The sequence below is a fragment of the Legionella massiliensis genome, from assembly GCF_000756815.1.
GTDB classification, from domain to species: domain Bacteria; phylum Pseudomonadota; class Gammaproteobacteria; order Legionellales; family Legionellaceae; genus Tatlockia; species Tatlockia massiliensis.
In genome coordinates this window covers 1,659,481-1,672,183 of record NZ_CCVW01000001.1, presented here as the reverse complement: position 1 = coordinate 1,672,183, position 12,703 = coordinate 1,659,481, and the positions used below count along the sequence as shown (strand labels likewise).

The window sequence follows — 12,703 nt, the reverse complement described above, 5'->3', positions numbered from 1 at the left end:
ACAACCTTGTACAGCCAGCATGTTGCAGTGGGTGGTTATGTCCGAGGCTCAGGCGATTCTGTCATTGATTTTGTAACCTGCATGAAAGCTGGGGCAAAATACCTGAATTTTCGCGGCTGGGATATGGATACCAAAGCTGGCCATTTGACACCTGAAAAATCTGCATCAAACTTTCCTACCTTTGGTCATCGGCTACATGACTTTTTACATGGCCTAGCAAAAAATCCTGATGTGATTGCCAATATATCCCTGACCACAGCTGATGGCTCAGGTCAGAAACTCCCTTATTTTCTTGATCATGAAGAGTTATGGCCAACCTTTATAAACGATTTGACAACTATGGTTCTTCCTAATTTAGGGCAAGGAAAATTTACAGGAGTGGAGCTTGACTTCGAATATCCTGAGTCCGATCAGGCAGAGCGGTTCACTAGGCTGTGCGCTCAAATAAAAAGCGCCATAACTGCAGTCTATCCGGCTGGCACCTTAACAGTCACTACCTGGGCACCTCTTATACCTACATCGCTCCCTCTGTAACCGCTGCTTTGATCAATAGCATATTACCAACATCAACTGCAGAAAAAACTCTCTCACCCTTTGCAAGATTGGGATATTGGCATTTGAATGCCGATACATCAAAGCTTCATGATACTGCACATGTGATAGAGAACCTTAAAAATACCTCTGTGGCGCCAGAAAATGATTTTCCTGTAACGGTGCGCGCAGATCAAAAGCATTCTTAGTAATTTGCTAGGCTTCTCAGCCCATGGCCGTCAGGCTAAGGATTTCTGTTCATTTTCTGCACCAATTTCCTACGTGCCGCGGCTTGTCCGCGGCATCCAGCTGGATGCGAACAGGTCACTCTGAACTCCTAGATACCGCGGACAAGCCGCGGTACGTAGGCATTGGAAGCTTAGCCTGATGGCTATGGATTTTTCAGCCTGAGGGTTTTCTTAGATCCCCAGGCTGTAAAAAGAAATAGCCTATATTTTCCACTAGTAACCGAGTATTTTTCCCGATAAAAATTAACTCTTAGTGCAAAAATTTAAGAATTAAATAACTCCATTATTTCATAGATGTATGAAATTTATTTTTTAAAATTCCCTGACAAAAAACAATAATATTTATAATTATTTTTCTTAATAATCATTGAGTTAACTCATGGAGTACGCAATAAAATCACCAAATTAATTGGATTAAAAATTTGTGAAGCAGCTATATTAGGTTTATTCAAAATGTCTTATAATTGCCAGCAGTTTTTTGGCATCAAGAAAACCACCTGGTTCGGATAGTGAACCCTAAGATGGTTTTTAATTGCCAAGAAAGAAAATTTAGAAATGATTCTAAATAAGTTCAACGCTAAATATTAGAGAATTTTAGCATCGCTTTTAAGCAGGAGGATGTGCATGAATATTGTTCGATTAGGCATGGCTGCGATTTTGTCATTTTTTTTGAACCAAGAAGTAATGGCTTCTAATGAATCGAATATAACCAGCACAAAAACCGCTAAGGTTATGCAATCAAGCACAGTCACACCCTACACTGATGGTAATGAATCTATTTCACCCTCTAGCCCACAGACTGTAGGGTACAATGAAACAGCTTCCTTTACAGTCACTGCCAATCCTAACTTTAACCTCCAAGCAGTCACCGGTAGCTGTCCGGCTGGTTCTTGGAATGGTAATGTGTATACCACAGGCCCCATCACTACAACTTGTTCAGTACAGTTTAGTGCAACCATTGATTCCCTGACTGTTACCCCCAACGGTGATGGCAATGTAGAATTTTCGCCTAACTTTCCAGTAAATGTGGACTATAGCAACGCAATAGATTTCGAAGTCATCGCAAAGGCTGGCTATACTCTCCAGGCTGTCACTGGTGACTGCCCAGCGGGCTCCATGGTTGGCGATCAATATACTACCGGTGCTATTACGGCTAGCTGCTCGGTTAACTTTAGTGCAACAGCTAATACCTATAATGTGACCACCACTAGTGATGGTAATGAGACAATCTCACCTAGTTCGCAGACTGCAACCTATGGCCAACCGCTGGTGTTTAATGTAACAGCGAATACCGGCTATACACTAAATCAGCCGAGCGGGAGCTGTACACCAGGTACGTTGTCTGGAAATCAATATACTACCGGCCCCATTTTTTCTGAGTGTAATGTTGTATTTACAGCGACTATCAATACCTATCCTGTCACTGCGGCAGGAGATGACCATGTCACAGTTAGTCCTGCGACACAGAATATCGATTATGGTGCAACAGCTCAGATCGCAGTTACTCCTGCAACAGGTTATAGTGCCGCGATAGCCAGTGATAGTTGCGGAGGTTCCTTAGTAGGCAATACCTACACTACAGGCACTATTACGGGTCCTTGCTCGGTTTCCTTTAGTTCAACTATTGATACCTATACAGTCACTGCCTCTGGGGATGACAATGTTACAGTCAATCCTGCGTCACAGACTGTTGATTACAATACAACAGGCCAGGTCACACTAAATGTTGCAACAGGCTATAGTGCTGCAATAGCCAATGATACTTGTAACGGTACTTTAGTAGGCAATACCTACACCACAGGCAACGTAACGAGTAATTGTGCGGTTTCCTTTAGTTCCACTATCGATACCTATACAGTCACTGCCTCTGGGGATGACAATGTTACGGTCAATCCTGCGTCACAGACGGTTGATTACAATACAACAGGCCAGATTACCCTAAACGTTACAACCGGCTATAGTGCTGCAATAGCCAATGATACTTGTAACGGTACTTTAGTAGGCAATACCTACACCACAGGCAACGTAACGAGTAATTGCGCGGTTTCCTTTAGTTCAACTATTGATACCTATACAGTCACTGCCTCAGGGGATGACAATGTTACGGTCAATCCTGCGTCACAGACTGTTGATTACAATACAACAGGCCAGGTCACCCTAAACGTTACAACCGGCTATAGTGCCGCGATAGCCAATGATACTTGCAACGGTACTTTAGTAGGCAATACCTACACCACAGGCAACGTAACGAGTAATTGTGCGGTTTCCTTTAGTTCCACTATCGATACCTATACAGTCACTGCCTCTGGGGATGACAATGTTACGGTAAACCCGACATCACAGACTGTTGATTACAATACAACAGGCCAGGTCACCCTAAAGGTTGCAACCGGCTATAGTGCTGCGATAGCCAATGATACTTGTAACGGTACTTTAGTAGGCAATACCTACACCACAGGCAACGTAACGAGTAATTGCGCGGTTTCCTTTAGTTCCACTATAGATACCTATACAGTCACTGCCTCAGGGGATGACAATGTTACAGTCAATCCTGCGTCACAGACTGTTGATTACAATACAACAGGCCAGGTCACCCTAAACGTCACAACCGGCTATAGTGCTGCGATAGCCAATGATACTTGTAACGGTACTTTAGTAGGCAATACCTACACCACAGGCAACGTGACGAGTAATTGTGCGGTTTCCTTTAGTTCAACTATTGATACCTATACAGTCACTGCCTCTGGGGATGACAATGTTACGGTCAATCCTGCGTCACAGACTGTTGATTACAATACAACAGGCCAGGTCACCCTAAAGGTTACAACCGGCTATAGTGCTGCGATAGCCAATGATACTTGTAACGGTACTTTAGTAGGCAATACCTACACCACAGGTAATGTAACGAGTAATTGCTCGGTTTCCTTTAGTTCAACTATTGATACCTATACAGTCACTGCCTCTGGGGATGACAATGTTACAGTCAATCCTGCGTCACAGACTGTTGATTACAATACAACAGGCCAGGTCACCCTAAACGTTACAACCGGCTATAGTGCTGCGATAGCCAATGATACTTGTAACGGTACTTTAGTAGGCAATACCTACACCACAGGTAATGTGACGAGTAATTGCGCGGTTTCCTTTAGTTCCACTATTGATACCTATACAGTCACTGCCTCAGGGGATGACAATGTTACGGTCAATCCTGCGTCACAGACTGTTGATTACAATACAACAGGCCAGGTCACCCTAAATGTTGCAACAGGTTATAGTGCCGCGATAGCCAATGATACTTGTAACGGTACTTTAGTAGGCAATACCTACACCACAGGTAATGTAACGAGTAATTGTGCGGTTTCTTTTAGTTCAACCATTAATAGCTACCCCGTAACACCTAGTGGCGATGGCAATGAAGTTTTTACCCCTGATAGTCCGCAATCTGTAAACTATAATGGCACAACCTCTTTCACTGTCACTGCTAGTACCGGTTATACCCTTTCACAAACTGTGGGTGGCACTTGCCCAACTGGTTCCTGGAGTGGCAATAGCTACACCACCGGCGCTATCACTGAACCTTGTTCGGTTTCCTTTAGCGCAACCATTAATAGCTACCCCGTAACGCCTAGTGGTGATGGCAATGAAGTTTTTACTCCTAATAGCCCGCAATCAGTGAACTATAATGGCACAACCTCTTTCACTGTCACCCCCACTACCGGCTATTCTGTTGATCAAACTGTGGGTGGCACTTGCCCTGCTGGTTCCTGGAGTGGCAATAGCTACACCACCGGCGCTATCACTGGACCTTGCTCGGTTTCCTTTAGTGCAACCATTAGTAGCTACACTGTAACGCCTAGTGGCGATAACAATGAAGTTTTTACACCTGATAGTCCACAATCTGTAAACTATAATGGCACAACTACATTCACTGTCACTGCTAATATCGGTTATACGCTTTCATCAACAGTGGGTGGAACTTGTCCGGCTGGTTCCTGGAATAGTGATCACTACACCACCGGCGCTATTACTGAACCTTGCTCGGTTTCCTTTAGTGCAACCATTAATAGCTACTACGTAGGCGGTACTGTTTCAGGCCTTAATATTGGCGAGTCAATTTCAGTCCAGAATGAAAGTCTACACCCACCTGTTACTAAAGAATTGACTCCTAGTTCGGATACCCCCCAACCCACTTTCACTTTTCCAGAGCAACTCAGTGGTTCTGCTTACACTATAACAATTACAGGATCGCAACCTGATGGACAAAACTGTGTATTTAGTAATGGACAAACAAGCATTTCAGGAACTCTTGAGGGCCAAAATGCTAAAGTCGATCTAACCTGTACGGTAAATTTACCCTACACCGAGTCCTTTAGAGACCCAACCACGCAATTGTATTGGATTTTACCAAAGCCCTATACAGGTGGGGCACAGACTGCTAATTCTGCTTGCTTAACAGCATCTACTCTAATACCACTGCCAGGATCTATGGCACTGGGCGCTTGCACAGGAACTGATGGTTGGTATAGCGGGTCGACCGGTCCAGATAATCAAGGATCAGGTGCCTTACGACTCACTGACACTACTCAAGATAGTGAAGAAGGCGGTATTGTACTCCAGCCCTTATTTGACATGAGCAATGGCCTTTCAATTCAATTTACGGCCTATGCCTATGGCGGAACTGGCGCAGATGGATTTTCCTTCTTTTTACTTGATGGAACAAATGACAACTCCATACCTGATCATCTTGGCCCTTATGGCGGTGGCTTAGGCTATGGTGATGCCTTTGAATTTAATAATGAAGGAATTAAGCACGGTTTCATTGCGATTGGTTTCGATGAAATGGGTAATTTCTCAAATAGTGGGAATCCGGCTCCTTATGGAACTCCAATCCCTAATAGTGTTGGTATAAGAGGACCTGTAGTTTATACCCCTGGTTCTCCCCCATCATATTCAGGTCTTGCTTTGCTTAATGTGCCTGTAAAACAATCATCATTCTTATATTGCCCAGGCTCAAACCCTAACTGTACTCCCACAATAGGTCGGCAAAGTATCAGCGATTATACTCTGGGCCGTAATGTATATAGGGTAGATATTGCTCCTGGCCAATGCTCACCAAGCCTTAGTAGTAAAAAACCGAAAGCAACTAAGGATATTTCCTCAGGTGCCTGTGTCACGGTGTTTATTAATGGTCAAGCTGTACCAACTGCTACTGTCTCTTTAACCCCAAATCAAAACGGAATAACTACGATTCCAGATCAGGTATATCTTGGCTATGGCGCAGCAACCGGAGGAAACACGAATATTCATGAGATCTCTGATCTAACAGTGGGTAATTACGGTTCTTTGAATACAATACCGGTCACTGTTACAGGTATTAATGATGGAACGTTGATTTTACAAAATACATTCAAAAATTCGCTGGGTGAAACTATTCAGGATAATTTGCCACTGACTAATACTGATAATGGTAGTACTAATCTCGTTATGCCTAGTTCCCTAACAAACGATACTAGTTATAACATCACTATAGTCGAGTACCCTGATGGACAGAATTGCACTATATCTAATAACTCAGGACCAATTAACAATAGTTTTCCGACAGTTACCGTTAGTTGTTATTGATCTTTAAGCGAAATCCGGGAAATCGGATCACTGTTCCCGGATTTCGCTGCGCTGCATCAAGGCTACGGTTTTGCAACAACATTCACAGAAACCCGAACAGAATCAAACAATTTCATTAGTCATTACCAACAGTTTCAATAAGATTTTCTATCTCATCATTGTTAAAGAAATCCGCCAACACAAAGCTAGATTTATTTTTAAGGATATCGCCAAAGATAAGGAAATGTTTTTCGTAATAGATTGAATCCAAATAGTCAGTTATATTTTTTTTAAAAACAACATCAGATTTTTTATTTTTTTTAAATTGATTCAGGTCAATAATCTTAGCTTGCTGTTCGACGTCGCGCTCTATAATGTTTTTTTCTTTCTTCATCATATGTCTATAAAGAGACTCTATTTTTTTTAAGGTAATTGCATCAACTTTCAGAAATTGGGAGAGAATTTTAAGAAAGCATAACTCTTTATACTCATGAGTTTGTTTATAAATGTATTCTTGAGACCAATGAGTATTTAGAGTAGTAGAGACGATATCTAAAAAAACGCTCACAGACCATTCTGGCATAGCGCGTTTAGCCTTGTTCTCATTCCTCCAGACAAACTCCAAGCCTTTAGCAAAAGCAGTTATTAGGTCATCGACTAGAGACTCATCTTGCGCCTGGAATAAATAATTAGAATATCGCTGCTTGGCTTGTTCCACCCAGATATCGAATAAGGATTTTGCAGTCCCTTTTATTTTAAAGATTAAGGTTGATTCCAGAACAGCTTTAAAATAAATAGAATTTTTATCCACGGCTAAAACCCCTTATATTTCTCTCGGCTAAGAGTACCATTCAGATCTGCGATGTAGTAGGAAAAATCAATTGAGCCAAACTTCATTGATCTATAATTAATTACTTGGTTACATTTTTGACCTTGTAGAGGAACAAAATAATGGGTGCAAATTTTTTTAATCTACCAAGAGAATACTATCTCAGTCTGCCAACAAGAACCTTAGTAGAGTTAACTAGCTCAGATAGGCAACTTGCCTCTCAGCTAACAACTGCACTATTTCTAAAAAGGGATGCCGAAGCTATTAAACATCAAACAGCGCTATTGAAACAATGGAGCTCGCTTAGTGCTAAATCGCTGCCTGCCCGTATTCCCGATATTCAAACCCTATTAAAAGCACTTCCATTCTTAGGTATACCCCCACTATGGGGATTAGCGCTTATTGCTAAGAAAAACAAGGTAGTTCTTGCTGGAGTCCCCGATGAAATTTTTGAGTTTTTCTTTACACACTTTAATGAATCATCAAAAATTCTCGACTTAGCCCCACTAATTCCAATTATGAGCGAAGAGCAGAAAAACCGTTTCGCCAATCTTGTATTTACTAAACTAGATAGTTATGGATTTTCTCGTCATCTTGCATTACAGCTGCTGCAAGACTGTTCGTTTAAAATGAGCGACGGGCAAAGTAAGGAGCAAATTGCTTTGTTCCTAGATAAGATGAGCAATACATTTTTTAGGATAGAGGAGCTGAACGATGATTTTTCTGATCTGGCAAAGTTAATAACAACAGCGCAATTTGATTCTTATGCAGATGAGTTCCTCAAGCAATTTCCTCAGGCTGAAGCAGATCAAGATAAAAAAACGATTAACAAGCTCTTACGAGATCTCTCTTATTTATCGGATAGAATGTCTCAAGAAAAAAGACAGTTAGTCACTCAAAAATGCATTGAACACTGGGAACTTATTATTCCTTTACCCGGTCAGACTTCAGTCTTGATCTCTGCCTTCATGTCTGAAATGGTTAGTGACAAGCGTGAGGCTTGTATTAATCGGCTAATTACTAGTTACAGTAGTGATTTAAGTCAATTAAATCAGTTCAAAATAGGAGTTCTTAGTCAACTCATATCTTATGCAGGTGATGCCCAGTTAGAATCCTGTTGTGAGATGCTTAAAACCGTTGTAGATCGATATGCCCAATGTGATGAGGAGGAGCAAGATTACATCAGTGATGATTATAGAGCTGCCCTGGAACATCTTCCTTCCTTTGCCCAAGGGATGAATGCCGAGCTGAAAACGCATCTTGTCGAACAAGTTTTAGCTATTAAAAAAGATTACTCACAGTGGATGACGAAAACACATCTTCTCTCACTTCAAGTACTTTCCGTTTTGACTGATTCAATGAAGGATGAAGACGTAGCCGCATCTATGGATCTGCTTTTAAGAGAAGATCTTGCTAGGGGAAACACTGTAATTACTTTAGGTAGTAGACCTACCCCTCTAACTATTAATTCAATGACAGCCATGGTTCGAAATGCGTTCATAACCAATATGTCAGCCCCTCAAATCAATGCCTATACCTCTAAGCTGATTCAAAATTTGGATGAAGCAAACAGCAGCCCAAGCGACCTAATAAAAAGTCTTTCATACTTTATCCCTAGAATGAGTAAGGAGAAGAAAATTGAATATGCTGACAAAATACTTAGGCATTTTGAGCAAGGCAATATCACAGTAGACGATGTATTTAGGTTTGGTTTAAAACCACTCGCAAAAGAAATAACCCCTGATCAAAGAAAGGCTTTTATCAACGCGCTCCTTAACAAATTAACCCAGGCAACTGATAATCCCCCTATCAATATCCTTAGCTATTTGGCTGACTTCATAGACGCTATGGATCAGGAACAAGCTAATCTTTGCATGAGAATAATCTTTAGCTATTTAGATAATAAAAATCTGCAAGTAGCTAGTGATGCTCATTCCCTATTCCACTTATATGCACAAAGAACCAACCTTAACCCTGATCCTCTAACGCTTTATGTGACTAAACTAAAAAACGATTTTGATGCCTGGAAAAGAGAAAACGCTGCTAATAAAGCAGAAGATATTGCCCTCCGTCCCTTACCTCTCTCACTGCTTCGAGGATTAGCTGTCGTAACCTCCTTATCTGATGAGGAGACTACAGAACGTCATAAAGAGTTTTATTGCGAATTACTGAATGCTGGATTCAGCGAAATACCAAAGCAAGCATCCGAAATTCCTGACGAGATACAAAGGATTCAAATGCTGATTTGGTTAGCTACAAGCAGTTTCGGCAATATACTACTCATACTGACCGATGAGCTAAAAAACGCTTATATATCCATAGTAAGCTCTTGGTTGGATTCTAATTTGTATATACGCCCGCAAATTGAAAATAGCCTCCATGATTATTTGATCAGTGAACTATATAAAAACCCCGAATTAGATCTCTCATTTTTACTTCATGCTATTCATCAATCAAAATCATCTGACTGCCGTAAGTGGGCTGCCAAATTGCTTGAAAAGATCTTAGTTGAACTCAATATTGAACTGATAAGCAGGGCTGAACTTCCTGAGGAGCTCAATGAACCACTGAGGAAAGCTTTTGTTTCCTTGCTAAAACAAATTGAATCGGTTGATAAAAATGAGACTAATGTTGAATATGCTCAACTTAAAGCAACAGCAATGCTATGCGCAGCTAATTTCTCAGAGCATTTGATCTTGCAAGAAAATACTCGATTGGATAATAACTAGTCAGTTATTCCATTTGCGAATACCCCATTCCAAACTTTCCTACCAACTTAAGGATCACTAAATATTCTATAGATAAAATCTCGCCCATCGCATTAACTTGTAGTTAGCATCGGCCTTTTCATGACATAAGGATCGTATTATGCAAAACCCTTTATTCTATCTCCTCGCCAATATTCTTAATCCTCTGCAAAATAATCCGCAATCAAAATTAAAAATCGAGGAACAAGTCTATAGCGTAATTTTTAAAGAAGGAGGAATTTATAACAATCCTTATTATTTAATTAAGTTACCCATCTATCCAAAATTACAAATAAGAGGGAGGGAATATCCAATTAAAGAGGGCCATGTCACTATTTTTAGTGAAAAAAGCCACGATGAGGGATATTTGAGTGCTTATCATGTCACCCTGCACTTAGGACCTGTCTTAGTTCGAGTGTATTTTAACGAAAATGATGAGCTTGCTATGGAACCCAAAGCATGGCTTTACAATGAAAAAGAGAATAAACCTGTTTCGCCTTTACCTAACTTTTTTGATGATAGGAATGATAGTAACTTAATAAGTCTATGTGCAATTAATTCGGTTTCTCAATTGATCAGAAAACTAAGAGAACAGGAACAAGAAAAACGAGCCAAATTGGAAAATGAATATAATGGATTGCTCAGAGAGTTAGAGAACAATACCCTAGATAACCAAATAAAACGTAAATCCTATGTAAGTGGAATAACAAAATGTATTGAAAAATTAGAGGAATTAAAACGCTGCTCTCTCGATCCTGCGAGTTTGGATGCCCTAATTAAAATACATGCGGGTCAATTGGAATTTGTTAGAGAGCTTCTGACATCAGCGCAACAGACACCACAAGAGCCAACTTCTCCAAGAAAAACATCCTCAGATCAAGATGAAGAAACTCCTTTGCAGGCAAACCTGGTAAGGCTGCCTAACCCAGCAGTTACCCGATGGAAAGACTTAGTTAGTAATGTGAAATTATTAACTAAAAAACCAACCTTATCCCCTGATACAGCAAAGGAACTAAAAGCATCTTTAACTGAATTAGAAAAGACCTTTTTTGGATCGAATTTTATAAAAGAGAAAAATCAATTTGATTGCTTGGGCTTGTTTTTAACCTCAAGAAATAAACTAGGTGCTTTCTGCTTAGAATGTTTGAAAAATGGAGAGGATGAGGACGCTGAACCTTATTATACTTATTTAACTGATATCCCCTTAACTTTTATTGAGAAATGCATCCAAGACGATAACGCAAGAACAATTGGAAAACTTTTAAAAAGAGGAAAAATTTCTTTAAATACTGTGTTATCTGATGGCACAACAATGTATGAAAAAGCATTTATGGATGAGCGTATTGAAACTAACTTGCTGTTTTATAAGCTAGGTGTTCCTTTAGGTGCTGTATTTATAAAAACACTGTTTCAATCGTTCTCCAAGGGAGAACTTGACTTAAATTTAATAGCAAAATCGATGAAGATTAATGCTATTCTCCTACCCAAAATTCCTGTTCCCCTGTGGCCTTCAATTTTCGACTCCACACTTAAAAACTTAGATAGTTACCGCCAAAGTTTATTGCCATATAGCACCTATAGATCGCAGTCCAAATCAAGAAAATCAGCAAAAGAAAATGAGATAAAAGACAATAGAATACAGCTTGTTGATTTTTTCATTGAAGCAATAAAATTTGGCTATTTTATTTCTAAAAACTCCCCAAATGCATTGCAGAATACTTTAGAAGAAGGCCTTGAAAAGCAAGAGGGATTAAAGAGTTTAATGGAGTCACTCAACATAAGTCCCGATAATTTAGGAACAATAATTATTCCAGAAAATATTGTGAATATTGCCTCTAATATTGGCATTAAAATAATAAAGCCTTTTACTAGTTTATTTGCTTTATTTAATCAAAGAATTAATAATTTAACGCCTGACAAACAACGTGAGTTTGTACAATTAATGCTGCTGGTATCCAAAGAAAGAGAAGCTACAGACCCCCTTCGTTTGGGAGCTAAAGAAGGTGAAACAGCTAATACAAATAAGTCATTAAATAAATTAGTTGCTTTTGGCATTAATGATTTAAAAATTACCCCCTCTCAGATTATGGCAATATTTCTACCGATGATTGTTGATTTAGGGAGTGCGTTTTCGGAGATAACCGCGTCATTTCCTCAGTTGGGGAATCTAGAAACAATTTTCCAAAGGCCTGGGGTAAGCAACTTGCCTCAGTTTGGAGGTACAAGCTCATCATCAAATAGCTTGACTAGCAATAATAGCAACGTGCTTAGTACTAGCTCATGGGGTACAGGTTTTTCATTTTGGCAAAATCTACCTGGTATTAGTGATATTACTGAAGAAGAGGATAAAGAGGATGAGTTCACTCAAGATTGTACTTTGATGTAATAAATCCTAGACCACATCAGATATTTTAAATGAAACCTTGTTTACGCTGCGCTCTGAGGAATACTGGCATTTTTTTAAACTGAAAACATGTGCAATATAAGTTCTTTCTGTTTTTTTTATGTCATTTCCGCGTAGGCGGGAAACCATCGTGCAAACAAAGTGAGGAACCACTTTGAGAAATGGTTTCCCGCCTACGCGGGAACGACACACATATAAGTCAAAGTAACTGATCAATATTCATATAGGTATCTAAATGATACTTAGATTAAAAAAATGTTAGGATCACTCAGCGCTACATCAAGGTTTTCCTTTTTAGCTGCCAAGATCTGTGGATGAAGAAATATGCTCAGCCAAGCGATCA

Annotated in this window: 5 protein-coding genes; 4 read left to right on the top strand and 1 reads right to left on the bottom strand. The window is 40.0% G+C overall.

Annotated features, from left to right (window positions below; genetic code table 11):
- Positions 1-27 precede the first annotated feature (27 nt).
- A complete protein-coding gene (locus tag BN1094_RS07150) occupies positions 28-534 on the top strand; it encodes a glycoside hydrolase family 18 protein (protein ID WP_043873572.1) in 507 nt (168 codons plus the stop codon).
- Between the two features lie 869 nt (positions 535-1,403).
- Entirely contained in the window at positions 1,404-6,401 is a 4,998-nt protein-coding gene (locus BN1094_RS07145) for a hypothetical protein (protein ID WP_043873571.1), read from the top strand.
- Positions 6,402-6,516: 115 nt separating this feature from the next.
- Here BN1094_RS07145 and BN1094_RS07140 read toward each other — a convergent pair whose 3' ends face one another.
- The gene (locus BN1094_RS07140) at positions 6,517-7,191 is read right to left on the bottom strand and encodes a hypothetical protein (RefSeq protein WP_043873570.1); all 675 of its coding nucleotides are present in this window, start codon (positions 7,189-7,191) and stop codon (positions 6,517-6,519) included.
- Between the two features lie 140 nt (positions 7,192-7,331).
- Between BN1094_RS07140 and BN1094_RS07135 the strand changes: the two genes are divergently transcribed.
- Positions 7,332-9,938 (top strand): hypothetical protein, encoded by a 2,607-nt coding sequence (locus BN1094_RS07135; RefSeq protein ID WP_043873569.1) that lies wholly within the window; start codon positions 7,332-7,334, stop codon positions 9,936-9,938.
- A 139-nt stretch (positions 9,939-10,077) separates the two neighbouring features.
- Complete coding sequence (locus BN1094_RS07130; protein WP_043873568.1) at positions 10,078-12,342, top strand: hypothetical protein; 2,265 nt, start codon at positions 10,078-10,080, stop codon at positions 12,340-12,342.
- Positions 12,343-12,703 lie beyond the last annotated feature (361 nt).